The sequence below is a fragment of the Caballeronia sp. AZ1_KS37 genome, assembly GCF_023631165.1.
GTDB classification, from domain to species: domain Bacteria; phylum Pseudomonadota; class Gammaproteobacteria; order Burkholderiales; family Burkholderiaceae; genus Caballeronia; species Caballeronia zhejiangensis.
Genome location: NZ_JALQDP010000048.1, coordinates 35,984 through 60,715, shown reverse-complemented (window position 1 = coordinate 60,715; position 24,732 = coordinate 35,984). Strand labels below are relative to the sequence as shown.

The 24,732-nt window shown below is 63.7% G+C and carries 29 protein-coding genes and 1 tRNA gene; 10 read left to right on the top strand and 20 right to left on the bottom strand.

Annotation, left to right across the window (positions count from 1 at the left end; genetic code table 11):
• Window positions 1-15: 15 nt before the first annotated feature.
• Window positions 16-810: an ABC transporter substrate-binding protein gene (locus NCS00_RS32670; protein ID WP_175982149.1), complete on the top strand. Its 795-nt coding sequence runs from the start codon at window positions 16-18 to the stop codon at window positions 808-810.
• 180 nt (window positions 811-990) lie between these two features.
• Here NCS00_RS32670 and NCS00_RS32665 read toward each other — a convergent pair whose 3' ends face one another.
• Both NCS00_RS32665 and NCS00_RS32660 read right to left on the bottom strand, forming a co-directional pair.
• Window positions 991-3,087 carry a hypothetical protein gene (locus NCS00_RS32665; protein WP_502801620.1) on the bottom strand — a complete coding sequence of 699 codons (2,097 nt, stop codon included), beginning with the start codon at window positions 3,085-3,087 and terminating at the stop codon, window positions 991-993.
• 279 nt (window positions 3,088-3,366) lie between these two features.
• Window positions 3,367-4,743: a DEAD/DEAH box helicase gene (locus NCS00_RS32660; protein ID WP_250442220.1), complete on the bottom strand. Its 1,377-nt coding sequence runs from the start codon at window positions 4,741-4,743 to the stop codon at window positions 3,367-3,369.
• Window positions 4,744-5,010: 267 nt separating this feature from the next.
• Here NCS00_RS32660 and NCS00_RS32655 point away from each other — a divergent pair, with 267 nt between their 5' ends.
• Complete coding sequence (locus tag NCS00_RS32655; protein WP_250442219.1) at window positions 5,011-6,510, top strand: argininosuccinate lyase; 1,500 nt, start codon at window positions 5,011-5,013, stop codon at window positions 6,508-6,510.
• A 46-nt stretch (window positions 6,511-6,556) separates the two neighbouring features.
• Here the strand turns inward: NCS00_RS32655 and NCS00_RS32650 are convergent, their stop codons facing one another.
• The 5 genes from NCS00_RS32650 to NCS00_RS32630 all read right to left on the bottom strand — a co-directional run bounded on the left by NCS00_RS32650 (window position 6,557) and on the right by NCS00_RS32630 (window position 9,338).
• Window positions 6,557-7,774, bottom strand: coding sequence for a GGDEF domain-containing protein (locus NCS00_RS32650; RefSeq protein ID WP_008345652.1), 1,218 nt, complete (start codon window positions 7,772-7,774; stop codon window positions 6,557-6,559).
• 104 nt (window positions 7,775-7,878) lie between these two features.
• The gene (locus NCS00_RS32645; RefSeq protein ID WP_008345654.1) at window positions 7,879-8,118 is read right to left on the bottom strand and encodes a DUF3072 domain-containing protein; all 240 of its coding nucleotides are present in this window, start codon (window positions 8,116-8,118) and stop codon (window positions 7,879-7,881) included.
• An 81-nt stretch (window positions 8,119-8,199) separates the two neighbouring features.
• A tRNA-Lys gene (locus tag NCS00_RS32640) sits at window positions 8,200-8,272 on the bottom strand.
• 189 nt (window positions 8,273-8,461) lie between these two features.
• Complete coding sequence (locus NCS00_RS32635) at window positions 8,462-8,869, bottom strand: Hsp20/alpha crystallin family protein (RefSeq protein ID WP_008345656.1); 408 nt, start codon at window positions 8,867-8,869, stop codon at window positions 8,462-8,464.
• 28 nt (window positions 8,870-8,897) lie between these two features.
• Window positions 8,898-9,338, bottom strand: a complete 441-nt coding sequence (locus tag NCS00_RS32630; RefSeq protein WP_250442218.1) for an Hsp20/alpha crystallin family protein — start codon at window positions 9,336-9,338, stop codon at window positions 8,898-8,900.
• A gap of 245 nt (window positions 9,339-9,583) precedes the next feature.
• Here NCS00_RS32630 and NCS00_RS32625 point away from each other — a divergent pair, with 245 nt between their 5' ends.
• Window positions 9,584-9,967 (top strand): hypothetical protein, encoded by a 384-nt coding sequence (locus NCS00_RS32625; protein ID WP_033535688.1) that lies wholly within the window; start codon window positions 9,584-9,586, stop codon window positions 9,965-9,967.
• Between the two features lie 122 nt (window positions 9,968-10,089).
• Here NCS00_RS32625 and NCS00_RS32620 read toward each other — a convergent pair whose 3' ends face one another.
• Window positions 10,090-10,719, bottom strand: a complete 630-nt coding sequence (locus tag NCS00_RS32620) for a CGNR zinc finger domain-containing protein (protein ID WP_250442217.1) — start codon at window positions 10,717-10,719, stop codon at window positions 10,090-10,092.
• A 144-nt stretch (window positions 10,720-10,863) separates the two neighbouring features.
• Here NCS00_RS32620 and NCS00_RS32615 point away from each other — a divergent pair, with 144 nt between their 5' ends.
• Window positions 10,864-11,718 (top strand): alpha/beta fold hydrolase, encoded by an 855-nt coding sequence (locus NCS00_RS32615; RefSeq protein ID WP_250442216.1) that lies wholly within the window; start codon window positions 10,864-10,866, stop codon window positions 11,716-11,718.
• A gap of 41 nt (window positions 11,719-11,759) precedes the next feature.
• On the opposite strand, the gene NCS00_RS32610 is transcribed toward NCS00_RS32615, so the two are convergent.
• From NCS00_RS32610 to NCS00_RS32600, 3 genes are read right to left on the bottom strand one after another with little or no spacing between them, the layout of a single operon-like run.
• Entirely contained in the window at window positions 11,760-12,008 is a 249-nt protein-coding gene (locus tag NCS00_RS32610) for a pentapeptide MXKDX repeat protein (RefSeq protein ID WP_250442215.1), read from the bottom strand.
• A gap of 47 nt (window positions 12,009-12,055) precedes the next feature.
• Complete coding sequence (locus NCS00_RS32605) at window positions 12,056-12,832, bottom strand: molybdopterin-dependent oxidoreductase (RefSeq protein ID WP_175982154.1); 777 nt, start codon at window positions 12,830-12,832, stop codon at window positions 12,056-12,058.
• Window positions 12,833-12,846: 14 nt separating this feature from the next.
• Window positions 12,847-13,476: a cytochrome b/b6 domain-containing protein gene (locus NCS00_RS32600; RefSeq protein ID WP_175982155.1), complete on the bottom strand. Its 630-nt coding sequence runs from the start codon at window positions 13,474-13,476 to the stop codon at window positions 12,847-12,849.
• A gap of 365 nt (window positions 13,477-13,841) precedes the next feature.
• Between NCS00_RS32600 and NCS00_RS32595 the strand changes: the two genes are divergently transcribed.
• The 4 genes from NCS00_RS32595 (at window position 13,842) to NCS00_RS32580 (ending at window position 15,632) form a co-directional block, all read left to right on the top strand.
• Window positions 13,842-14,387, top strand: a complete 546-nt coding sequence (locus NCS00_RS32595; RefSeq protein WP_250442261.1) for a sigma-70 family RNA polymerase sigma factor — start codon at window positions 13,842-13,844, stop codon at window positions 14,385-14,387.
• The gene (locus NCS00_RS32590; protein ID WP_008345671.1) at window positions 14,384-15,025 is read left to right on the top strand and encodes a DUF1109 domain-containing protein; all 642 of its coding nucleotides are present in this window, start codon (window positions 14,384-14,386) and stop codon (window positions 15,023-15,025) included. Before NCS00_RS32595 ends, NCS00_RS32590 begins: the two co-directional genes overlap by 4 nt.
• Before the next feature lie 113 nt (window positions 15,026-15,138).
• Window positions 15,139-15,366, top strand: coding sequence for a hypothetical protein (locus tag NCS00_RS32585; protein WP_008345673.1), 228 nt, complete (start codon window positions 15,139-15,141; stop codon window positions 15,364-15,366).
• On the top strand, window positions 15,363-15,632 hold the full coding sequence (locus NCS00_RS32580) for a hypothetical protein (RefSeq protein ID WP_250442214.1): 270 nt from the start codon (window positions 15,363-15,365) through the stop codon (window positions 15,630-15,632). The genes NCS00_RS32585 and NCS00_RS32580 overlap by 4 nt, the downstream gene beginning before the upstream one ends.
• Before the next feature lie 51 nt (window positions 15,633-15,683).
• Here NCS00_RS32580 and NCS00_RS32575 read toward each other — a convergent pair whose 3' ends face one another.
• Entirely contained in the window at window positions 15,684-18,101 is a 2,418-nt protein-coding gene (locus tag NCS00_RS32575) for a glucose/quinate/shikimate family membrane-bound PQQ-dependent dehydrogenase (RefSeq protein WP_008345677.1), read from the bottom strand.
• A gap of 58 nt (window positions 18,102-18,159) precedes the next feature.
• Window positions 18,160-18,576 (bottom strand): hypothetical protein, encoded by a 417-nt coding sequence (locus tag NCS00_RS32570; protein ID WP_250442213.1) that lies wholly within the window; start codon window positions 18,574-18,576, stop codon window positions 18,160-18,162.
• 171 nt (window positions 18,577-18,747) lie between these two features.
• Here NCS00_RS32570 and NCS00_RS32565 point away from each other — a divergent pair, with 171 nt between their 5' ends.
• Window positions 18,748-19,092, top strand: coding sequence for an ElaB/YgaM/YqjD family protein (locus NCS00_RS32565; RefSeq protein WP_061164684.1), 345 nt, complete (start codon window positions 18,748-18,750; stop codon window positions 19,090-19,092).
• 34 nt (window positions 19,093-19,126) lie between these two features.
• Window positions 19,127-19,318 carry a DUF2934 domain-containing protein gene (locus NCS00_RS32560; protein WP_008345682.1) on the top strand — a complete coding sequence of 64 codons (192 nt, stop codon included), beginning with the start codon at window positions 19,127-19,129 and terminating at the stop codon, window positions 19,316-19,318.
• 25 nt (window positions 19,319-19,343) lie between these two features.
• Here NCS00_RS32560 and NCS00_RS32555 read toward each other — a convergent pair whose 3' ends face one another.
• From NCS00_RS32555 to NCS00_RS32525, 7 genes are all read right to left on the bottom strand, one after another.
• On the bottom strand, window positions 19,344-20,375 hold the full coding sequence (locus NCS00_RS32555; protein ID WP_250442212.1) for an SDR family oxidoreductase: 1,032 nt from the start codon (window positions 20,373-20,375) through the stop codon (window positions 19,344-19,346).
• Window positions 20,376-20,430: 55 nt separating this feature from the next.
• Window positions 20,431-21,321, bottom strand: coding sequence for an MBL fold metallo-hydrolase (locus NCS00_RS32550; protein WP_250442211.1), 891 nt, complete (start codon window positions 21,319-21,321; stop codon window positions 20,431-20,433).
• An 8-nt stretch (window positions 21,322-21,329) separates the two neighbouring features.
• On the bottom strand, window positions 21,330-22,187 hold the full coding sequence (gene nadE, locus NCS00_RS32545; RefSeq protein WP_250442210.1) for an NAD(+) synthase: 858 nt from the start codon (window positions 22,185-22,187) through the stop codon (window positions 21,330-21,332).
• The gene (locus NCS00_RS32540) at window positions 22,184-22,699 is read right to left on the bottom strand and encodes a CinA family protein (RefSeq protein ID WP_008345691.1); all 516 of its coding nucleotides are present in this window, start codon (window positions 22,697-22,699) and stop codon (window positions 22,184-22,186) included. Before NCS00_RS32540 ends, nadE begins: the two co-directional genes overlap by 4 nt.
• Window positions 22,700-22,856: 157 nt before the next feature.
• Window positions 22,857-23,078, bottom strand: a complete 222-nt coding sequence (locus NCS00_RS32535) for a hypothetical protein (protein ID WP_008345692.1) — start codon at window positions 23,076-23,078, stop codon at window positions 22,857-22,859.
• A gap of 24 nt (window positions 23,079-23,102) precedes the next feature.
• Complete coding sequence (locus NCS00_RS32530) at window positions 23,103-23,600, bottom strand: YciE/YciF ferroxidase family protein (protein ID WP_008345694.1); 498 nt, start codon at window positions 23,598-23,600, stop codon at window positions 23,103-23,105.
• Window positions 23,601-23,728: 128 nt separating this feature from the next.
• Entirely contained in the window at window positions 23,729-24,691 is a 963-nt protein-coding gene (locus tag NCS00_RS32525) for an alpha/beta fold hydrolase (RefSeq protein WP_008345696.1), read from the bottom strand.
• Window positions 24,692-24,732: the final 41 nt, after the last annotated feature.

Genomic DNA, 24,732 nt, shown 5'->3' with positions numbered 1-24,732 from the left:
CACACGGAGCCCCCAATGAAGACCACCCGCGCAAAGACGATGTTGACCGCCGCCGCGCTCGCCCTGATGGCCGTCAGCACGATGGCATCGGCCAAGGAATGGAGCACGATCCGCGTCGGCGTCGACCCGACCTATCCGCCGTTCGAATCGGTCGCGAAGGACGGTCAGGTCGTGGGCTTCGACGTCGACCTCGGCAATGCACTGTGCGCGAAACTCAAGGCGAAGTGCGTCTGGGTGCAAAGCAGCTTCGACGGCCTGATCCCCGGCCTGCAGGCGCGCAAGTTCGACGTGATCCTGTCATCGATGGCAGCGAACGCGAAGCGCCGCGAGCAGATCGATTTCACGGACCGGCTGTACCGCAATCAGACACGCCTCATCGCCAAGGAGAGCGCGCATCTGCTGCCCGACGCGTCGAAGCTCGCCGGCAAGCGGGTGGCCGTCGAACAAGGCACGGTGCAGGAAACCTATGCGCGGGAAAAGTGGGCATCGTCCGGCGTCGAAGTGGTCGCGTATCCGAGCTACGACCAGGCGTATGCCGATCTGACGGCGGGCCGCGTCGATGCGGTGCTGATGGATGCCGTGCAGGGCAAGCTGGGTTTTCTGGCGACGCCCGCGGGCAAGGGTTTCGCATTCGCGGGCGATGTGGTCTATGACGCGAAGATCATGGGCGACGGCGACGCCGCCGGCGTGCGCAAATCGGATCCGGAACTGCGTGAGGCGTTGAATGGCGCCCTCGCCGAAATGCTGCGCGACGGAACCTATCGCAAGATCGAAGCACGGTACTTCGATTTCGACATGTACGGGAAGTAATGTCCGTAGCTTGGCGCGTACACAGGGTCGCTCGTGAGGGCGGCCTCGAACGCACGCTATCCGGCCGCGGCGACGTCCTCGCCTAGCCGAAGCGGCGCGGCCAAAAACGTCCAGCAGTGCGCCGAAGAGGCGACTGTCCGTGGTCTTGCCGCGCCGTTGCTTGACGGCTTTTACGCCGCTTTATTTAGCGATGCCCACGCGTTCGCAGTCCGCGATCGCGCCGTTGCTGCCTTGCGTGTACTGCAGCGTGTAGCCGTTCTTGAGACCGCGATTGGACGCCAGCACGATCTGGCCGAGCGTGGTCGTCGTGGCCGCGCGCGTCGAACGTTGCTCGATGATCAGATCGGCGAGCTCGGGGTTCGCGCGGGCCGCGTCCGCATCGATGATGCGTCGCGCGTTCGACACGCTGCCGCGATACCAGCCGTAGAACGGGCGATACGCCGGACCCGCGTAATGGCTGTCGATGATCATGTACGGATCGAGACGCTTCAGCGCGGCCTCGACGTCGTCGTCGTTGAGGATGTACGCGAGATCGCCGCCCAGACGCGAACCCGGCTCGCCGATGTGCGCCGGATCGTAGCGCCAGCCGTCCGGCCCGTTGCGCAACTGCGACCACGTCTTGCCCGTCCACGTGACGACGTGCGACAACGCGATCGTCGACGTCGCCGTTTCGGGCGCCGTCACGCCGTTGACCTTCTTCGGCGCCTGCGTGATATAGAGCAGATCGCCCGGCAACAGCAGCTTCGACGTCGCATCGAAATTGCCGTGGTTGATGTCGAGCAACACGCCCATTTGCTTGACGCCCGCCCATTTCGGCGTCGTCGTGGCGCCCGCGGGCGTCATGCACGCCTGCGTCGTGATGCCGGTTTCGACTTCGCGATTGTCCGTGGTCAAGCCCGCGAAGTTGTAGACCCACGCGGTGAAGTCGGAGCAGTCGACGCCGTGCCACTGAATCTGCGCCGGCTCGAGCGCGGCCGCGTTCGTTTCGCCCTTGCGCTGCACGACCTGCGAGCCGTCGACGCCGCTGCGCTGCGCCGTGCATGTCATGCCGTACGTCTGCGCCGGATCGGTCTTTCCGCCCGACGTGCTGCCCTTGGACGAGTTGCGATATTTCGGATCGGCGTCCGACGAATCGTCGAACGGCAGCCAGCCTGGAATATGGTGGTGGCAATAGTTGATGTTCTGATCGACCCAGTAATTCTCGACCGCGATCACCAGTTCACGCTGGAACGTGCCGATATCCGCGCACCCGGCGGGCGCCTGGATCGCGCCGTACTGGCCGGCGAGCGGCCCCCAGCTGCTCGGCGTCTTGAGCGTCGACCAGTTGGTCTTCGTCAGCTTGCCGGTGAGCTTCGCCTGCACGTCGTTTCGGCGGCCATCGAAGAGCGCGAGGTTATCGGTCAGAAGCGCGACGCGGTCGCCGCACGTGCTCGCGCTGCCCTTCGCGGTCTGCACCGCGCCTGGCATCACCGGCTCGATCTGTGCGACCGACGTGATGCCCGAGCGGTTGCGCGGATTCGACATGTACGTCGCCGCGCCCGTCGTGATCGAGCAGTTGCCGCCGCCCGGCGCGCTCACCGTGCCGTCTTCCGCGATGTTGCCCGCGCCCGCGTGACACGACGTCAGCGTGTCGCCGTTGGCCGCCTGCGCGACGATGTCCTGCGTGCTCGCCTCGATGCTGCTGCCGTGGGCCGTGCGGCTTTCGGACTCCGCGCCGAGGGCGAGCGCCATCTTCGCGCTGTCCGTGACCGTCGACGCCGTGCCGGCCGCGACGAGTGCCGGCATGGTTTGCTGCACGTCGATATCGCCGGCGAACGCGTTCACGCGCGACATAGCCGCCGCGATATTGCCCGCGATAAGACCGCCCGCGGCGCGCGCATCGGCGACGATCGCGTTCGAATACGCGGAGACGACCATCTGCGAAGGCGCGCTCAGATAGACCGCGTCGAGTTCGCCGGTGAGCGTCGTCGCCGTGCCGTTCGCTTCTTCCTCGAAGCTGCCGCCCTTCACGCGCACGAGCAGCGGATAGCGCAGCGTGCCCGTCAGCTTGAACGTGCCGTCGCTGCCGGTCGTGGCGACGGCGGAAGCCTTGTCGGCGACGGTGCCGTCGGCCGCGATCTCGTGCACGGTCACCGATGCGTTCGCGACCGGGCCCATGTATACGCCGCCCGACGTCGACGGAGTCGATCCGCCGCACGCGGACAGACACAGGGAAAACGCCGCGCTCGCCGCGGCGGTGAAAAGAATGGGCTTCACGATGACCTTACCGATAAGGATGCGGGCGCGGCGATGAACCGCGCTTGATGTGTCCGATGCGGCTTTCGGGAAGCCGACCATCGACGTCATCAGCGTAAGGCAAGCGTCAGCACCGCGATCCGGCGATCAGACTCGAAAACGGCTGGTTGTTCAGCGGATTCGAAAGGCTAAAGAAGAGCGGATCGTGGCGGCGCGGCGCATCCGTGACGTCACGCTCGACCGCCGTCCCATGGCACGGGTCTCGCTGATTGCTCTCGGCCACTAGCGGTCGTTTATCGCCACGCTGAGGTTCACACCGGATCAGGGTCGCCGTTTGCTTCGCCCATCAGCGGATTTACCAGCGGGCTTGCGCGACCCCGCCGCTGGCTTGCCGGCGGATTTGCCGCGTGGCTTCTGCACGCCGAAAGGATTGCTGCCAGGCGAGATCATGCCTTTGTCCGCGGTCGCAACGCGGGACGTCGCGGCCGGCGCGACTTTGGGCTTCTTCGGCTTTTTGGGTTTCTTGATGATCTGGCCCGTCGCGCTGGTTTGCGGCACGCGGTGTTCGGCCTCGAAACCCGGCTCTTCTTCACGCGGCAGCGTTTGCCGGATCAGCGCTTCGATCGCGGCCAGTTGCGGCGCTTCATCGGCACACACCAAGGACATCGCCACACCGCTGGCGCCCGCGCGTCCGGTACGGCCAATACGGTGCACATAGTCCTGCGCGACGATCGGCAGATCGACGTTGATCACCAGCGGCAAGTCATCGATATCCAGCCCGCGCGCGGCTACGTCGGTGGCGACCAGCATGCTCACTTCGCCCGTCTTGAAGCGCTCGAGCGCACGCAAGCGCGCGGGCTGCGGCTTGTCGCCGTGAATGGTGTCGACGGCGTATCCCGCTTCATCCAACATCGCCGCCAGATAATCCACGCCATTGCGGGTTTTGACGAACACCAGCGCGTGTTCCCAGTTGTTCTCGGCCACGAGATGCATGAAGAGATCAGGCTTGTTTCTCTTGTCCACCGGCACGACCCACTGCCTGATCTTGCTGGCCGTCGCATTGGGCGGACTGACGCTGATATTGACCGGCCCGCGCAGAATGCCCGCCGCCATCGCGCGGATATCGTCGGTGAAGGTGGCGGAGAACAGCAGCGTCTGGCGCTCGGTCGGCAACGCCGCAAAGACAGCGTTGAGTTCGCGCGCAAAGCCGAGATCGAGCATGCGGTCGGCTTCGTCCAGCACGAGCGTCTGCACTTGATCGAACTGCACCGCGTTCTGCCGATTGAGATCCAGCAAACGGCCCGGCGTGGCGACGAGCACATCGACGCCCTTGCGCAACTTCATCATCTGCGGATTGATGCTCACACCGCCGTAGGCGGCCAGATATCGCAAGTCGAGGCCTTTGCCGTATTCGATGAAACTCTGCAGCACCTGTTCTGCCAGCTCACGCGTAGGCACCAGCACCAGAACGCGCGCCCGGTTGCTGGACACCGGCGGACCGTGCTGCACCAGCCGTTGCAACAGCGGCAGCGCAAAACCCGCCGTCTTGCCAGTGCCGGTCTGCGCCGCAGCCATGACGTCCTTGCCGCCGAGCACGGCAGGAATCGCCTTCGCCTGCACCGGCGTAGGTGTCCGATATTCGAGGTCCTGCAGATTACGTAATAACGGACCGATCAGGCCAAGCGAGGCGAAGGACATGCACGTATTCCGGGCTAAAACCGCAATTTTAGCTTTACGAAGCGCGCATCGGCGGCGCGCGCCATCGAAAGCGGCGCGAAAGCTCGGGTTCCAGATTCGCATCGATGACCCCGCCGCGCTTGCGAGATCGAGGAGACACCGCGATGACCCGCTTCATCGATTGCGATGATGGATGAAAAGGCCCGCGTTTAGAATGCGCTCTTCGCTATCGGCGCAACGGCTATTCGAACAAACGCTGTCACTGCAGCGACAAGGACAATCGAGACCATGCTCAGAAAGAAGGTAATTCCGCTCGCTTTCGCGATTCTTCTCCATGCGTTGCCCGCGAGCGCCCAGCAGACGACGAACCGCGACGAGTTTTACTGGCTCGGCGAAATCAACAAGGCTACCGCGGTCATCAATAGTCAGGAAGGGTTGCTGGACAAGGCGTTGGTGCCCGGCATCGCGGCAGGCCTCGCCAAAGTGATTCACGACGGCAATCAACCCGGCGGCAAGCGCCCTTCCACCGTCATCACATTCGAGCCGCTGCTGATTCAAGCCGCAGGAATGGATGTGACGCTGCTGCACGCCGGGCGCTCCAGCCAGGACATGCATGCCACGTATCGCGCCGCCATCTTGCGCGACGATATGCTGCGCCTCGCCGAACAGTTGAACAAGACATCCGCGACGCTCGTGACGCTGGCGCAAAAGCACGAGCGCACCATCGTGCCGAATTACACCAATGGCGTCGCCGCCCAGCCGAACAGCTACGGGCATTATCTGCTCGGTTACGCTGCCGCCCTCGATCGCGACGCGCAGCGCATCCGCGAAGCGTACGCACGCATCGATCTGTGCCCGATGGGAACCACGGTGCTGAACGGCACGAGCTGGCCGCTGGACCGCGTTCGCATGGCGCAATATCTGGGCTTCGCCGACATCGTCGACAACGCCTACGACGCGCATCAAATCGCCGCGGTCGATCATCCGGTAGAAGTCGGCTCGATCGTGACGAGCATCGCGCTTCATGCGGGCAGTTTCATCGAGGACGTCATGACGCAATATGCGCAGCCGCGTCCGTGGATTCTGCTTCAGGAAGGCGGCAACAACACCTACGTTTCCAGCGCGATGCCTCAGAAGCGCAATCCGGGCCTGCTGAATTCGACACGCGCGTATGCATCGACTGCCATCACGCTCGCGATGGGACCGGTCATTCGCGCACACAATCTGCCGCCCGGCATGCCGGACGCGAAGGAAGTCAGGGACAACAAGGAAATGGTGAACAGCGCTATCACCGTCCTGCGCAAATGGGACGACATTCTCAAGGCTTTGGTGATCGATCAGGGCCGGGCGCTGGAGGAACTGAACAGCGACTGGACCGCATCGCAGGAAGTCGCCGACGTGCTGATGCGCAAATACAAGCTGCCTTTCCGATTGGGCCACCACTTCGCGTCGGAGGTCGTGGAATACGCGCGAGCGAACGATATCAAGCCCAGCGATTTCCCCTACGATCAGGCGCAGCGCATCTACGCCGAAACGACCAAAGGCTACGGCAACGGCGTGCTGCCGATGAGCGAAGAGGAATTTCGTTCGACGCTGAATCCGGCGGCTATCGTCGATAACCGGCGTACCGTCGGCGGGCCTCAACCGGCCGAGATGGCACGCATGCTGACTGCGGCAAGAGCGAAGATCGCGCAGCAGGACGCATGGGTGGCCGAGAAGCGCAAGACGATCGATTCATCGTTGGCCGGACTCGATCGTGACTTCGACAAGCTCTTGAGCAGCCGGTGATCGTCCGGGTGTTGCAACGGGCTTCTCGACCCAGGCGAATGAACGCTCAGAGTGCCGTCAGACGGCGGTCCGGCGCATCGTCGAGATTCGCGCGGGCCGTCGCGGCTCGCGCGATTTCAAGCCGGTTGCCGCCGCGCGATTTTGCGCTGTAGAGCGCGCGATCCGCGGCAGCGAGCACTTTTTCCAGCGTGTCTTCATCGGTGCCGATGCGCGCCATGCCGATACTCACCGTCGCCTCGATCTCCACGCCGCCCGCCGTGCGCGTGACGGTCTGCGCGAAGCGGCGAACGACGGCTTCGGCCAGGTCTTTCGCGCGGGCGCTTTCGTGCCCCGGCAACAGCGCGGCAAACTCTTCGCCGCCGATGCGCGCCAGGATCACATCGCGTCCGAGCACGCTGCGCAGAATCTTCGCGAACGACTTCAGTACGTCATCGCCGGCTTCGTGGCCGAAGCGGTCATTGATCGCCTTGAAGCGGTCGAGGTCGAGCGCGAGACACGACGCCGGCGGAAAGGCGTCGCTTTCGCGGATGACGCGTGCGCCTTCTTCGAAGAACCATCGGCGGTTGCCGAGACCCGTGAGGTAATCGGTCTGCGATTCGCGTCGCAGATCGGCGTGGGCTTCGTCGCGCGCGAGGCGCAGGAGCGTCATCGGCAGAACGACGGAATAGAGCACGCCTTCATACATCGTCGCCTGACCGGCGATCGCCAGCAACTGCGGTCCGAACGACGCCGCCAGCCACGGCAGAATCGCGGCCCTGAATGCGTAGAAGAGCGCGTGGCCGCCCGTGACGGCCACGGCGATGTTGCGCGACTGCTTCCATTTCGAATCCCGCGTGCCGAGGAGTTCGCGCGCAGTCAGACCGCACACCACGGCAATGGGAATGGCGCTGATGTACGCCCACATGACCGCTTCGCCGCGCTTGCCCGCGATGGCCCAGGCGAGCGCGAGCATCGACAGGATGCCGACGGCGAACCGGCCGTAGCGGCGTCCGTTCAGGAGCGCGACGCCTTGCAGATTGAGCAGATACCCGCCGACGATGATGAGATTCGACACCGCGGCCCCCACGACGCCGGGGAGGCCGGGCACGCCGTGCCGCATCGACGCGGCGGCGCAGCCGAGCGCGAGCGTCGCATAACCGGCCGCGAGCACGCCGAGTTCGCGCCTGCGCCGCGGATACGACCGGCGCTCCCAGAGCGTCAGCGCGCTGCTGGCGAGGAGCGTTCCTATCGCTAACAGGTAAAGGGTGATGAGGTCGACACGCATGCGCTCGTTAAGCCTTCTTCCGGCCGAAGACGATCTGACATGACTCGTTTACGGCGGCAGAATCGGAAAATTTAGGCACGCGTGCCGGATTCGGACGCGTGCCGTCAGCCTGATTTACCGCGCCCCGTCTTTTGCTGAAGTTCGTCGATGCGGCGGGACGCGTCGGCTTTCGTCAGGGTTTCGTCGAAAGGTTCCTTGGCTTCTTCGCAGAGCGTTTTGAGGTAAGACGCCTGCGCGCCGGTCATCGGCTCATCGCCTGTGGTCCAGTCGGCGGGGTCTTTTTCCGCGTTCGACGTCGGGTGCGATTTGGGGTTGTCTTGCGGATCGGCGGATTTCTGGGTCATGCTGGGATCTCCTTGCAATGCCCCTTGCTGCGCAAAGAACGTGCCCTGCCTGGGCGAAAGCCGCGACGTGTGATGCCGATATGGGCCGTACTGGATTCGAACCAGTGACCAACGGATTAAAAGTCCGCTGCTCTACCAACTGAGCTAACGGCCCGGCTCGCCCGATCTCCGCCCGCCACAGAGGCGCTTCTTGGGTGCCTGCCCTGGCCGATGGCCGGCAATCGCGTGTATGTTCGCGCGAGCGCTCCTTGATGACGGTGCGCATCCGGGTCTGCGCAGTCGGAGGGTGGCGGCAGACGGCCGCCACCCACGTTCTCCTGTCGTTGCTGCCCGCCCGCCGGCCTCAGTTCGTACGCACTTCGATTCGGCGCGGCCGGGCTTCGTCGCGGCGCGGTATCGTCAGCTTCAGCACGCCGTTCTTCAGGTTCGCATCGATTTTCGATGCGTCGAAGTCAGCCCCCAGCGAGAACGCCCGCGCGAAATGAGGCTGGCGGATCTCCGCATGCTGCAGGCGCAGTCCTGCCGGCGTGGGCACCACCGCCTCGGCCTCGATGTACAGGTTGCCGTCGTGGACCTTCACATCGAGCCGGTCCTTCGTCACGCCGGGCAGATCCGCCCACAGAGTGACGCCCTGGCTATCCTCGAAGACGTCGACGGGCGGCGCCAGCGTGATCCGGCGTGGCGACTGCTCGTCGTCGCGCCGAGCCACCGTCGTGTCGTCTTTCCTGGCAAGTTTGGTCGTGTCGTTCATGATGTCCTCCTACGTTCTGCGACGCGTTTCATTGAACCGTGATGGCGCGCGGCTTCGACGTCTCCCGCTTGCCGATGCTCACGGTCAGGCAGCCATTGGTGTACTGCGCAGTGACCTTGTCCGGGTCCGCGTGCTGCGGCAGTTCGATGACGCGCCGGAAAGCGCCGACGAACCGCTCCTGCGCATAGGTACGCGTGTCGTCGCCGGGTTCCGGCTGTGCGCTCCCGCGCTCGCCGCTGATGGTCAGCAGCCCCTTGTCGATCGATACATCGAGGCTGGCCGGATCGACACCCGGCGCGAACGCGACGATCTCGATCGAGTCGTCGGTCGAACCGATGTTGACCTGCGGGAAGGCGCCCGAGCGCCCGGAACGGATGCTGGAGGGGAAACCGCCGAAGAGGCTCGCCATCTGCTGTTGCAGACGGTCGAACTCGCTGAAAAGGTCGGTCCCGAAGTAGAGATCGCTCATGGTCATTTCCTCCTTGAAACCAGCAGGAAGACGAACCGGCCTACGCGCTCCAGTTCGTCTGCCATGCTGCGGGCAAACAAATCGAAACACGCAGCGCGCCGGACTGCTGGCGCGACTGCCTGAGCGGAATTCAAGATAGGATCCCGAGCGGAAATTTCAAGGGGATTTTTGCGACTTTCCGCTCTTGAATTGGAATGCCCGCACCCTATCTTCACGACGCTCCCGACGGACCATGCGAGGACATCATGGAATTCGAATACGATTGGCTGACCCTGGGCCGGCACCGAATCCGGCTGCGCTCGACAAGGGGTTTTCCGACCGAGACGATGCGTACGGCGGTCGAGGTCATCCGGCTGGCGATCGACAGCAACATGAGCGCGCGTGCGCGGCTCGTTGAAGTCGTCTTCCAGCAGGAATCTGCTTACGAGATTGCCGTCGGCACCACGTTCGCCGACGACCGGTTATGTGCGCCGCAACTGGAGGTGGCGATCGCGACGGTCCTCGGCCTGCAGCCCACGAAGATCAATATTTCCGTGACGGTGGTCACGCAGGAAGAGGTCGATCTGCACTTCGGAGTCTACGAGAGAATGCTGGCCGAAAAGCTCGGCGTGGTGCCGCCGATCCAGTGAACCGTCGCACGCGACACCAGAGCTCCAGACCTGCGGCGAACAATGAGTGCGCGACCTTGTCCCGGCGTCCGGTAACCTCGAGCAGGGGCCGGACCTTCGATCTCGCGTCACGCCATTAGAACTCAACCGCCCTTTCCTTCCCTGAGCCGCGCGCGATGCGCGGCGACTTTCGCGCGGTTCCCGCAACTGGCCATGCTGCACCAGCGGCGAGCGTGACCGCGCGTGTGATCGGCGAATAGCAGCGTGCATGTCGGACCTTCGCACGCTTTGACGTAGGCGAAATCCTCTTCGCAGACGAGTTTCGCGAGCGCCTCGACAATCGGCATCAGCAGCGACTCGGCCGTCGGATAGCGGCGCTGCATCGCGAATGCAAGCCCGCTCGAAGCGCTCGCATCCGCGACGATCGCGCCGTGTTGTTCATCGCGCTTCAGCACGGTGTTCAGCGCTTCCAGTTCGCGCAGGTCTTTAGCCGCAAGCGGCCGCCCCTTGTTCTTCTGCACGAACGATCTGAACCATTCGCGCAAGCCGCGCGCCTTCGCCGCAACGTCGTCGAGTTCGGCGGGTGCGATTTGCGAACGCATGTGCGCAAGCACGTCGGCGGGCACGAGGCTCGCCTGTTCGAGCCATGACAAAAAGCCTTCGCCGTCGGCGAGCCAGTCGACGGGTTCATCGACCGGCGTGGCAACCGAGTTGAGAAAGTCGAGGCCGGGCGCGTCAGCCACGAAGAATGCGGGAAGTGAGCGGTATTCCATTTCTTCGGTCCAGCGGTGTTTCTAGGATGACTTCATCGTAACCGCTAAAAACGCACTTGACAAGTTACCCAGTCGATAAGTAACCTTCATCACAGACGTTTAACGGTTACACGAACGAACGCCCTCACTCGCGGAGAAACAACCATGTCCACCATTGCTCATCGCCATATCGACGTCGACGGTTTCAACGTGTTCTATCGCGAAGCCGGTCCGGCAGACGCGCCGAAGCTGCTCTCGCTGCATGGCTTTCCCAGTTCCAGCCACATGTTTCGCGACCTGATTCCGCTCCTGGCCGACCGCTTTCATATCGTCGCGCCCGATCTTCCCGGTTTCGGCCTCTCCGACATGCCGAGCCGCGACAGCTTCGCATACACGTTCGATAACATCGCCGGCGTGATCGACCGCTTCACGGAACGGGTCGGCTTCGATCGCTATGCGGTCTACGTCTTCGATTACGGTGCGCCGACCGGTTTCCGCCTCGCGCTGAAGCATCCGGAACGCATCGCGGCGATCGTTTCGCAAAACGGCAATGCCTATGAGGAAGGACTGAGCGACGGCTGGAGTCCGATCCGCGCGTATTGGCAGACGCCGACGCAGACGAATCGCGATGCGTTGCGCGCGATGCTCACGAAGGACACGACGAAGTGGCAATACACGCACGGCGTGCCCGATGCGTCGGCGGTTTCGCCCGATGGTTACTCGCTCGACGACTACTACCTGAACCGTCCCGGCGCGCACGAAGTGCAGCTCGATCTGTTCGCCGACTATCGCAACAACGTCGCGCTTTATCCGGCGTTTCAGGCGTATTTCCGCGAGCATCGGCCGAAGTTTCTCGCCGTGTGGGGCAAGAACGATCCGTTCTTCCTGCCGCCGGGCGCGGAAGCATTCAAGCGCGACATCCCGAACGCGGACGTGCGCTTCTTCGATACGGGCCACTTCGCGCTCGAAACGCACGCGGCGCAGATCGCGGCGGCGATCAAGGAATTCCTCGCCGATTAATCACGGGTAAGCAAGGCCGGGCGCGCACCCGGCCTTCGCTTTTACTGCGACATCGCGCCCGAAGCCGGATGGTCCATGCCCATCGCGTTGTTCTTCTTCATCTTGTCGCTCTTCTTCATCGAGTCGTGCGACATCGCGTCCTTGCTCATCGAGTCGTGAGACATGCTGTTTTTGCTCATGGCATCGTGAGACATGGCGTCGTTGGACATCGCGCCGCTCGCCTGCGCGAACGCGGACGAAGCGCCGAGCGCCATCATGGTTGCAAACACTACGGTCATCAGTCGCTTCATGGTGCATCTCCTTCGTGGGTTGAAAAGCAAAAAATGCGGTGCGGCGATCAGGAACCGCCGAACCAGTTGTAGCCCTGGTCGACCCAGTAGCCGCCCGGATACGTATTGGTGACGAACATCTCGACGATGTGCTTCGGGTTCTTGTAGCCGAGCTTGGTCGGCATGCGCAGCTTCATCGGATAACCGTATTTCGCGGGCAGACGCTCGCCGTCGTATTCGAACGTGAGCAAGGTCTGCGGATGCAGCGCGGTCGGCATGTCGATGCTTTCGTAGTAGTCGTCCGCGCAGCGAAAGCCGACGTATTTCGCGGTCGTGTCCGCGCCCACGCGACGCAGAAACTCGGAGAACGGCGTGCCGCCCCATCGCCCTATCGCGCTCCAGCCTTCGACGCAGATGTGCCGCGTGATCTGCTCCGCGTGAGGCAGCGCATACAGCTCGGGCAAGGTCCACACACGCTTGCCCGTGACGAGGCCGCTCACCTTCAGCCGATAGTCGCCGCCATCGACATGCGGCACGTCGTCGATGCCGTAATACGCGTTGAACGGAAACGGTCGCGTGAGCTGCGCTTCGGTATAAGTGGGCGCGAGACGCTTCGGGTCGAAGAGCAGCGCCTGCGCGCGATCGTTCAGGCGCGAGACGGCGGTCAGGAACGTGTTGACCGAGTCTTCATCGGTGATGGAGCAGCCGGTCAACAGCGACAGGCCGCCGAGCGTCAGCATGCGCTTGCCGAAGAGACGCCGCGAAGGCATGTCGAGTTCGCGGCGCGCGTCCGCGAGTATCGAGGCGCGGTCGAGCTTCATGATCTTTCTGTCGTTCGTGTTCATCGCGAGTCTCCCGATCAGCGGCCGCGCAGCATGGTGAGCAGCGAACGCGGCACGAGCGCGACCATCGCGACATGCACGACCACGAACGCAGCCATCAACGCCATCGCGCAGAAATGCACGACGCGCGCGCGGTCATAGCCGCCCATCATTTCGCGCAGCAACGGAAACTGCACCGACTTCCAGATCGCGAGACCGGACAGGACGAGCACGATCAGATCGATCACGACGAAGAGATAAGCGAGCTTCTGCACCGCGTTGTATTGACGAAGGTCCGCGTGCGAAAGCTTGCCGGTGAGCGCCGCGATCAGATCGTGCAGGACGGCGCGCGGCGAGAGCGGAAAGAACTTTGCAAGAAAGCGGCCGCTCGCGAGATTGAGCGCGAGATACACGATGCCGTTGAAGACCAGCAGCCACATCGCGGCGAAATGCCATTGCAATGCCCCGCCGAGCCATCCGCCGAGCGTGATCGACGTCGGAATGACGATGCCTGGAAACACCGGCGAAGCGTCGTAGATGCGCCAGCCCGAAAGCATCAAGATCAGCGCGGCGAACGCGTTGAGCCAATGCGTGATGCGCAGCCAGAGCGGATGAATGGGCGGAATGCGTTGCGCGGTTTCGCGCGTCTGCGTGAGTGTCGTTTGCATGTCGGTCCCCGTGATGAAGCGTCGGATACGGGTGAATTCGTCGCGAGTCCGCGTTCGGTTACAGACGGGTTTTTCTTTTTCTGTTTCCCGTCGTGTAACCAATCGGCACGCAAAGACGAACTAGCTCACAAGACATGCAAGGAGTTCGTCATGCGGATACGCACGGCTTTCAACACGCTTGCGCAATGAAAAAGATGGACCGCGACGGCGCGTTTTCGACCCTCGTGAGCGCTATTGCGGCGCATCACGGCTTCGTCTATTCTGAAGCGCCCGATCTGACACACGACGCGTCCGCGCCCCGTACGCGCACGTCAGGCGCCGTGTATGAATCGCCGTCCGGCCGTCTCGCCAATACGGGAACCATCTTGCAAGAAGCGGAAAACCGCCTGAGAGTGCTTTTCATCGCCGGACTCGATGGCGACCCGAACGCATACCGCGATTTTCTGCAGGCGCTTACGCGGCACTTGCGCGGCTATCTGCGCAGACGCATTCCGCAGCATCGCGACGATGTCGAAGATCTCGTCCAGGACATTCTGCTCGCCGTGCATAATGCGCGTCACACCTATCGCACCGACGAACCGCTGACCGCGTGGCTGCACGCAATCGCGCGCTACAAGCTGATGGACTATTTCCGCTCGCGCGCACGCCGCGAATCCCTGAACGATCCCATCGACGACTATGCCGACTTGCTCGCCGTCTCCGACGACGAACCCGCGCAAGCGCGGCGCGACATAGGCAAATTGCTGGAGGCCTTACCGGACAAGCAGCGCCTGCCGATCGTGCATATGAAACTCGAAGGCTTGTCGGTGATGGAAACCGCGCGCATCACGGGGCTGTCGGAATCGGCGGTCAAGGTCGGCGTGCATCGTGGGCTCAAGGCGCTCGCCGCACGGCTTCGGGGATTGCGATGAAAACCGACGACCTCATCGGGCTGCTCTCGAATCAGGTGACGCGCATCGACCGCGGCGCGGTGGCGCGGCGCTTCGCCAGGGCGCTGCTGCTGGGCGCGCTCGGCTCGGTGATCCTGATGGCCATCGTCTACGGCGTGCGGCCGGATCTCGCGAGCATCGCGCGCACGCCGGTGTTCTGGGCCAAGATGGCGTATCCGTTCGTGGTGGCGATCGGCGCGTTCATCGCCGTGACGCGGCTCGGGCGTCCGGGCGTTCGTGCGGGTTATGCGTGGGCGCTCGTCGGCGTGCCGTTCGTCGCGGTGTGGCTCGCGGGCTGGCTGGTGCTCGAGGGCGCCGCGCCGGCCGAACGTCTGCCCATCGTGCTCGGCCAGTCGTGGCGTACGTGTCCGTTCAACATTCTGCTGCTGTCGGTCCCGACTTTTCCCGCCGTGTTCTGGGCGATGAAGAGTCTCGCGCCCACACGCCTTCGCCTCGTGGGCGCGGTCGCCGGTCTGCTCGCGAGCGCGATCGCCACCGTCGCCTATTGCCTGCATTGCCCGGAGATGAGCCCGGCGTTCTGGAGCGTGTGGTACGCAATCGGCATGATGCTGCCCGCGGGCATCGGCGCTTGGCTCGGGCCCAGGCTGCTGCGCTGGTGATCGGCGTCGTGAGGCGCGAGCGTACCGGAGCCGATCCTGCCAGGCCCGATCAATGCTGATGTAAGGAAGCGCGACGTCGCCGCGTCCGATCAGATGTCAGCCGGAGCAACGCCATGGGCCCCACTTCCCTTACTTTCGACATCGATCCCACCCCGCGCCGGGCAGACGGCGAGTTCATGGCCCACGCGCGAATCACCATGCCCGCGGAAAACGGAAGCGAGGGCCAGATCTTCATGAGCGGGGATCTTGCCGGATTCGACACGCGCGAAGACGCGATCGCGTACGCAAGGATCTGGGCCCGCGACTGGATCGACGCTTTCGTGCGGCTCAATACGCGATGACGCGTCCGCACGATCCCATCCCTGATATCGACCACCGAGACGAAAGCATGAACCAGCCGGAAAACAACGCAGCCAATGCAGAGGACGAGCGCGAAAAAGACCGCGCGGCTCGCGAAGCGCTGGACCGCGGCGACAAGGAAAAAATCGACAAAAAGCTCGATGAACTGGACGTATCGAGAACCGAGTCCGGAAAAGACCAGTCGTCGAAACCGGACACGGAAGGATCGAATTCATCGAGCAAGAACCTCGACGAGCAAAGCGACTAGCCGGGCTCCGCGTCCCGCCCGAATCGATCGATCAGGCGGGACGAGTCGCGGTCAATGCTTGTCCGGCAGCGCATACGCGATCACGTAATCGCCGAGCTTCGTCAGAAACGAGCCGTGACCGCCCGCCGCGATCAGCACGTACTGCTTGCCGTTCGCTTCGTAGGTCATCGGGGTGGCTTGGCCGCCGGCGGGCAAACGCGCTTCCCAGAGCTTTTCACCGGTGTCGGTGCTGAAGGCGCGCAGGTAATCGTCCTGCGTCGCGCCGATGAAGAAGACGTGCCCGGCGGTCGTCATCGGTCCGCCCAGCATCGGCATACCCATGCGGAACGGAACCGGAATCGGCGATGCATCGCGCGTCGTGCCGATGCGTTTCTTCCAGATCACCTTGTTCGTGTCGAGATCGAGCGCGGCGACATAACCCCACGCGGGTTGCTTGCAAGGCAGACGCAGCGGAGACAGGAAAGGATTCAGCTCCACGCCATACGGCACGCCGTATTGCGGCTGAATGCCGACTTCGGTGCCGGTGCCCGCCTGGCCCGCTTGCGGCGGATCGATCGGATTGCCGGGGCCGCGCGGCACGAGCTTCGAGACGAACGGCAGCGCGATCGGATTGGCGATTGCGATGCGTCGGTCCGTATCGACGGCGAGCCCGCCCCATTCGAACATGCCGAGATTGCCGGGGAACACGAGCGTGCCCTGCTCGGACGGCGGCGTGAACGGCCCTTCGTACTTCAGCCGATGAAAGATCACGCGGCACATGAGCTGGTCGTACATCGTCGCGCCCCACATGTCCGCGTCGGTCAGGTTCTTTGCGGGTCGGAAAGTGAGCTGCGAGAACGGTTGCGTCGGCGAGAGGCGATCGCCCTTCGCCGCGCCTTGCGGGACCGGCTGCTCGGGCGCGGGCACGATCGGCTTGCCGGTGCGACGGTCGAGCACGAAGATGTTGCCGGTCTTAGCCGGTGCGTAGATCGCCGGAACGATGTTGCCGCTCTGATCCCTGATATCCGCGATGGTCGGCTGCGCGGGCAGGTCCATGTCCCAGAGATCGTGATGCACGGTCTGATAGAACCACGCGAGCTTGCCCGTCGATGCGTTGAGCGCGAGCAGCCCGCTCGCATAGCGCTCCTGATCGGGCGTGCGGTTGCCGCCCCAGATATCGGGGGTCGTCACGCCCATCGGCAGATAGACGAGATCGAGCTTCGCATCGTAGGCAGCGGGCGCCCACGAGTTCGGCGAGTTCTGCGTGTAGCTATGCTGATCGTCGGGGATCGCGTTCGGGTCGTGCGCGCCGGGATCGAAGGCCCACAGCAGCTTGCCGGTGTTCACGTCGAAACCACGGATCACGCCCGACGGCTCGCGCGTGCCGTAGTTGTCCGTGACCGCGCCCGCGACGACGATCACTTTCGACGTGACGATCGGCGGCGACGTCGGCTCGTACTGGCCGGGCGTCTTGACCGGCTGCAGATGCTGAAGATCCAGCACGCCGTTCGTCGCGAACTCGGGGCACGGCTTCCCGCTCGCGGCGTCGAGTTCGAAGAGACGCCCATCGTTGACGGGCAACACGATGCGGCGCGCGCACATCGGCAGATTCGTCGTGTTGCCGGCGGCGCGCGCCTGCTCGGCGGCGGGCGTCTCGTAGTACGACACGCCGCGGCAAGTCACGTGCTGGAAACTCGGATCGGGCTTGAGCTTCGGATCGAAGCGCCATTTCTCCTTGCCCGTGGCGCCATCGAGCGCGATCGCATTCTGATGCGGCGTGCAGAAGAAGAGCGTGCCGTCGATGGCGAGCGGCGTCACTTCATCGGTGATCTCGACCGGATCGTTCGGGCCTTTCATGTCGCCCGTGCGAAAGCGCCAGGCTTCCTTCAGTTCGTGCGCGTTGCCCGCGTTGATCTGCGCGAGTTGCGAATAGCGCGTGCCGGTCTGCGTATTGCCGTAAGCGCGCCAGTCGCCATCTTGCTGCGCGGGCGCAGTGGCGGCAGCCGACGGCGCCGCGCGCACCGTGCCGTCCAGCTCCTGCGGATCGTTGAACACCGCATATGCGAGCGCGATGCCCGACAGCACGATGGTCGCACCGAGCGCGAGTGCGCCGGACTGCCGGGGCCACGTAAAGATGCGCAGCACGAATGGCAGCACCATCCATATGCCGACGATGACAAGCACATCGAGACGCGGCGCGAGCGCCCAGAAGTCGAAGCCCGACTCGACGATCGCCCATATCAGCGTGCCGAGCAACAGCGCCGCGTAGAGCCACAGCGCGAGGCCGTTGGCGCGCCAGACGAGCCACGCGATCACGAGCATCGCCACGCCGGCGACCACGTAGTATGGCGAGCCGCCCACCGCGATCAGCCATCCGCCGCCGACGGCCATGTAAAGCCCCGACAGAACGAGAAAGACGATCGTGATCCACTTCGGCACGGACGAAGGCGAACGATGCCGCGCGGGCGGCGGCGAGGAGGATGTGTTCATTCGATGGAAGAAGGATGCGTTGCCGGCAACGCAGCAGTCGTCGTGCCTGTCGTTTGCTTTACTTGGGGACGTGGGCCACGACCGCGCCGGTCGCGTCGACGATTGCGGTCTCGCCCGATGCGCTCACCGATGCCGGCGGCTCGATCGATTCCGCGAGCACGAGTTTCGGCGCGCCCGGGTCCGGCTGCGATGACGTGGCGCCTATTGCATCGATGACATCGGCGGCTGTCGCGGCGATGATCGACAGCAGGTCGCTTGCGTACGACAGGAACGCGACCGGCAATGCAGGCTGCGCTTCGCTGGCCTGCGGCGCGCCCCACTGAACGCGCACATCGGCGAGCGCGGATTGCATCGTCTTTTCGTTCAGTTCTCCGAGTTGCCGGAAACCGACCGCAAAACTGGAAGCGGCGCGCAAGCCCGTCTCGAGATTCGTGCGTGCGACGGAGAAGAAAGGCTGCATCAGAACGGGAAACATTTGTACGCTCCATTAGCGATGAAAGTCGGCTAATCATGGAGCAACGGGTATGCCATACACGCGGGACTTTCGTTTCGTCAGGACGGCACGCCGATTGCGCCACGCACATGCGCGTCTCTCGACGCGCACCGCGACTTCATCGCATTCAAACGATTTCCAGTGGAGGCAAGCATGGCTGACAACGACCGCGCGCTCGAACCCGTCAACGCTATCAAGACCGAAAGAGCCGACAGCGCCTATGAATTCCCGACGAGCGACAACATGACATCCTCGAATGGAGACCACAGCAGCTTTCGCGAAGCATCGAAGTCATGGGATGCAGGCAACGATGCAACGTCGACGAGCAATCTGCGCTCCGATGCGAAGGCCCGGTTCGCCGACATGCAAGACGCGATGACCCGAAAGTACCGCGCCGCCGCCGATACGACCGACGACTTCGTGCACGAGAATCCGTGGAAGGCGATCACGATGGCCGCGCTGGTCGGCGTGGTCGTGGGCATGCTCGCCGCGCGCTGAGCATCGCTCGTTCGTTGAAAAGGAGGAAAGCATCATGGACGTCCCGGCTAGCGAAGAACAGATTCGGGCACTCGCTTATCGGCTTTGGGAAGAAGCGGGCGGCCCTGAAGGCCGCTCGGACGAGTTCTGGATCATCGCGCAGCAGCAACTGGCGACCGAGCCTGGCATGGGCGGCAACGAATTGCCGGGAGGCGAGCCCGCCGGCGCATCGCCGTCCTCTCGCTGATCTCGAAGATGACTCGACGACGCGCTTACTCGAACCTCGGTTTGCGCGTCGCCCGAAGATAGCGGCGGCCGGCGTCGAGCAGCAGCAAGGCGGCGACGCCCATCGCCACGCCGCGCATGCCGGGCGGATCGATGCGCGCATCGGTGTAAAGGCTTCGCTCGCGCACCTTGCCGTTGCGGCCCGACCGTTCGCGCAGACTGCCTGCCCCTTCATACAACGCGTCGCCTTCGCCATGAGGCTGCCGCGTGAGTTGCGCCTTCACGCCGACGAGACTGACCAGCCTGTCATACAGTCGCGGTGCGCGCTGGCCGAACGACGCCATCGCGCGCGACGCCCCACCGACATGGACATCGCGCTCGGGCACCTCGGCGCAATGCAATATCGCTTTAGCGACCACCTCGGGCGCATAGACCGGTTGCGGCAGCTTCGGCTCGTGCGTGAGATAGTTTCGCGCGTGCTCGACGAAGAGCGTGTCGATTCCCGCAGGCTTGATGAGCGTGACGGACACCGGCGCACGATCGTTTTCCAGCTCGATGCGCAACGCATCGGTATAGCCCTTCACCGCATGTTTCGACGCGACGTATGCCCCTTGCAGCGGAATGGCGACATCCGACAGTTCACTGCCGAGATTGATCAAAGCGCCGCCATGCTCGCGCAGATACTTCAACGCACTGAGCGAGCCGTTCACGATGCCCCAGAAATTCGTATCGAAGAGCTTGCGCTGGTCTTCGAGCGGGACGTCGGTACATCGGCCATAGAGCGATACGCCCGCATTGTTGATCCATGTATCGAAGCGCCCGAATCGCGCGATGGCCGCATCGGCTGCGGCCTGCAACTGCGCCGCGTCGCCCACGTCCGCAACGGCGTAAGCCGCTCGCTGGGTGTCACCGTGCGATAACTCGTCCGACAGCGCCTTGAGCGCCGCTTCGTCGCGCGCCACGAGCATGAGGCGCGCGCCGCGCTTCGCCGCCATTCTCGCGGTGACGAGACCGATACCGCTCGTCGCCCCCGTGATGACGATCACTTGTTCGCTGAGTGGTTTGAGCTGTACTCGCATGATGATCTCGCCGGTTATGGTTGGACCAAACCGGGAGAGCATGCGACATGCCGCGTTACGCCCAAGAGCGCGCGGGCCGTATGAAAGCGTCGGCCGGAATGCCCGCCGATCGTCCGGCCATGCGCTCGAATTCGACCGGGTCGTGGCTGCAAAACACGTCGAGCTTGCCGCGCGAATCGACGCTGGCGCACAGCTCACGCAGCCTCGCCTGATTCCTTAGCCGCGCCGCGCGGTCCTTTTCCATCATCCATTGATAGAACGCCAGTCCCGGTGTACAGCGCGGATGTTCGAGATCCATCTCCGTATGAAAGAAATACGCGTCGGCCGCCAGCAGCAGCCAACCGTTTTCCTTGCGTACCGCGATGCCCGCATGACCGAAGGTGTGTCCTCTGAGCGGCACGAGTGCGATATCGTCCAGCGATTCCGAGAGCGGCCGCACGCATTCGAAGCCATGCCAGCGGTCGCCGGCGGTGGCGTCGTGAAGTTGCCAGTTCGGCTGCGTCGACCATTGTTGAGGTCTGAAGCGCTGCCGATCGAGCCACGTCTGCTGACGCACCGCATAGTCGCGCTCGATGCGCAGCATATGCACCTTCGCGTGCGGGAAATCATCGAGGCCGCCCGCATGATCGAAGTCGAGATGACTGAGCACGATATGCCGCACGTCGCTGGCCGAAAAGCCCAGCCGTTCGATCTGGCGTAGCGCGGTCATCTCCTCGCGAAAGTCCGGCTTGAGCATCAGCAGGAAGAACGCCGACAGGCGGCTGCGCGGATCGGCGACATCGCGCAATCCGAAGCCTGTATCGATCAGAACGAGACCTTCGCCCGTTTCGACGAGCAGGCAATGGCACGTCAGTTCGCCCCGGCGCAGAAGGCCGGGCGTGCGGCCATCGAAGAGCTTGCCGCCGAGCGGACAACTCGATATGCAGTTGAGGTGATGAACACGCACGCCATGCCTCAAGCAGAGCGGTCTTCGCGCGGCACTTCGACCGGCAGCGCGCGCTTGTGGCGCGTCGCCGTATAGAAGCGGCGAATGGTCAGCCGCACTTCTTCGCTGACTTCCTTGCCCTCCAGAAAGTTGTCGATGTCTTCATAGCTCACGCCATAGCTATCCTCGTCGGGGCGTTGCGGCGTAAGCGATTCGAGATCGGCTGTCGGCACTTTCATCACGAGGCGATCCACCGCGCCCATCGAACGCGCAAGCGCACGCACGCGGCGCTTGTTCAGACCCGACAAGGGCAGCACGTCCGCGCCGCCGTCGCCGAACTTCGTGAAGAATCCCATCAGCGATTCGGCCGCGTGATCGGTGCCGATGACGACGCCCACCCGCGCGCCCGCAACGGCGTACTGCGCGATCATGCGCTCGCGCGCCTTGATGTTGCCGAGCACGAAGTCTTCCTGGAAGTCGTCCGTGTACTGCGCGCCACCCTCTTTGAGCGCCGCGAGCATGGCGTCGGATGGGCCCTTGACGTTGACGGTCAGCGTTTCGTCCGGACGTATGAAATCGAGCGCGAGCCGGGCGTCTTCCTCATCGCGCTGCGTGCCATAGGGCAGTCTCAGCGCGACGAAGTGCGCGTCATAACCGCTCGCGCGAAGACGTTCGACGCTCAGTTGCGCGAGGCGCCCCGCCGTCGACGAATCCACGCCGCCGCTGATCCCCAGCACGTAAGTGCGAAGTCCCTGCGATGAGAGATAGCCGCAAAGAAAGTCGATGCGCCGCTCGCGCTCGGCTTCGACGTCGAAATCGCTCGCGACACCCAGTTCGCGAATCACGGCTGCCTGCCAGCTGCGCCAATCGGTAGCGTGCTCGTTCATCGTTTCTCCCTGACTCGCTGTGCGTGCTGCTGATCGAAGTAGTGTTCGATGCGCGATAGCGCATAAAGCGCCGCTTCGCGCCGGACATCGTTGCGTTCGCCTTCGAATTTCTTCGTCTCGCTGAAGGTGACGATGGTGCCATCGCGCGCACGATACGACCACGCGAAGCACTGCGTACCCGATGGCGGTCCGTCGGGCACCGCATCGGCGACGCCCGTATTCGATACCGCGATCTGCGCGCAACATGCTTCCTGCCGCAGCGCGCCCTCCGACATCTCGCGCGCGACGGCTTCGCTCGTCAGCCCATGCTGCTGCATGGTGTCCTCGCGCACGCCGAGGAAGCCGGCCTTGCCAGTCGGCGAGTACGTGACGAAGCCCACGTCGAGACAGCTTCCGCTGCCGGGCACCGACGACACCAGCGAGGCGATGAATCCGCCGGTACACGATTCGGCTGTCGCGAGCATGAGTCCGCGCGAGGTGAGGAATGACACGGCCTGACGGGGAATGTCCATGATTCGGCCTTCCGAAAGGTTCTGGTCTGTTGCGATGCTGTTAGCAGTTCGTATGCCACTGCGGGAGCCCGGCATGTCGTGTGACAGCCGCAAAGAAAACGACGCACGCCGAACCCTGTCGGCGTGCGTCGATGTCGCGCTTACGGCAAGGCGTCGATCAGGACCGGGCTTCCGTTCCTTTGAGATTTCCATGCTTGTGAGCATGCGTGGCGCCGTACTTCAGCTCGAAGTGTGCGCCTTTTCCGCTCCGGGTAGGCGGAAAGTGCTCGCCTTCCACGCAGGTCACTTCGAACGTGTCCTTGCCGTCATCGTGGACCACCGAGTAGATACCCGAGACCTTCACGATCTCGCCCGGCTTGTATGAATTGTCGCCTGCCATCTTCATCTCCAGAGTGAACGAATTTCAGCCCTTCTGCTGCACTTCCTCGGCGAGTTGCGTCTTCGCGAGCTGGGTCAGTTTCTCGTCCGTGGCCTTCTCTTCCTGCAAGGTATCGAGCAAAAGTTTCATCGCGTCCTCGTTGCCGAGTTGCTTCGCGAGCGTCGCCAGCGTGCCGTAGGTCGCGATCTCGTAGTGCTCGACCTTTTGCGCGGCGGCGATCAACGCGGCGTCGCGAATCGGGCCCTGCTCGAAGGTTTCGATTTCGTCCTGCGCTTCCTCGACGAGACCTTCCATCGCCGCACATTTGATGCGCTTCAACTTGACGCCGAAGAGTTCGACCACCTGATCGATGCGCTCGATCTGCCCGTTCGTTTCCTCCAGATGCGTCTCGAACGCCTGCTTCAGTTGCCCGTTGGTCGTCGCCCGTGCGAGCTTCGGCAGCGCTCTCGTCAGTTGCTTCTCGGCGCTGTACACGTCGGAAAGTGCATGAATGAAAAGGTCCTGCAACGTTTTCGATGCCATGATGCCTCCGGTTCGGGATCGGGTTGATGGGACGCGCCGGCTCGACCGGCGCCCGCTTCTCTCCGCGCAATTCACGTGCCGTGCAATCTTGATCAGCTTGCCTAACGGTTCTGGATGCGCAGTCGCGGCTATTCGAGCGCCATCGTCTCGATGGCGTCGCCGATGCGGCCCGCGTCGTCGTAATGCACCATGTGCCCGAGGCCCGGCATGATCGAAAGCGCGCTTTGTGCGATGTCCTTGTAAAGACGGCCCGACTGCGAGTCCGTATCGACGATTGCGTCGTCGCTGCCGGCAAAAATGCGAACCGGCACGTCGATCTCGCCGTATCGCCCGGACATCGATGCCGCGGCCGGAATCATGCAAGCGGCGTCCTCTGCCGTCGCGCGCATCTGCGACGGGCGCAAGACCAGTTCGCGCGGTACATGGCCGTGAAAGGCATCGGGTACGGCGCGCGGCGCGAACATGGCCTGCACCGTGCGGCCGTACATCATGCGAGCGACGATCGGCGACACGGTGTAGCGCAGCACATCGCCGACGATCGGCATGGCCGCGGGCGCGCTGATCGCAACGTCCGCGCGCGCAGTGGGATAGTAGTAACCCGAGATCAGCGTGAGCCCGCGAATGTCCAGACGTGGTTCGAGCGCCATCGCCGCTGCGACGAGACTGCCGAGCGAATGACCGACGACCACCGCTTGCGTCAGTCCCAGCCTTTTAAGCGCAAGCTGGATCGACGTGGCCTGAGCCTGCGGCGTCCAGATGCGCGCGCGCGGCCGCTCGCTGTGCCCGAAGCCGGGACGATCGAAGGCGATTACGCGGTGACGCCGGGCGAGCCGCTCGAACAATCCGCTCGCCACGAAGTCTTGCGACGCGACCAGATTGCCATGCAGCAGGACGACGACCGGGCCTTCTCCTTCGTCGAGATAGTGGAGGCGCACGCCATCGACGTCGATGAATTGGCCCGTGGGCGGAAAGTCGCGCTCCGCGCGCCGCGCTCGCATGGCCGTCCATGCGGCAAGACCGATCGACGCGACAGCCGCGCCGCCGGCTATCGCGCGGCGCGAGAGCAGGGATCCGGTTCGTGTATCTGACATGCGTTACCCGTTCGGTCTGATGAATCCGGCGAACCCGCGCT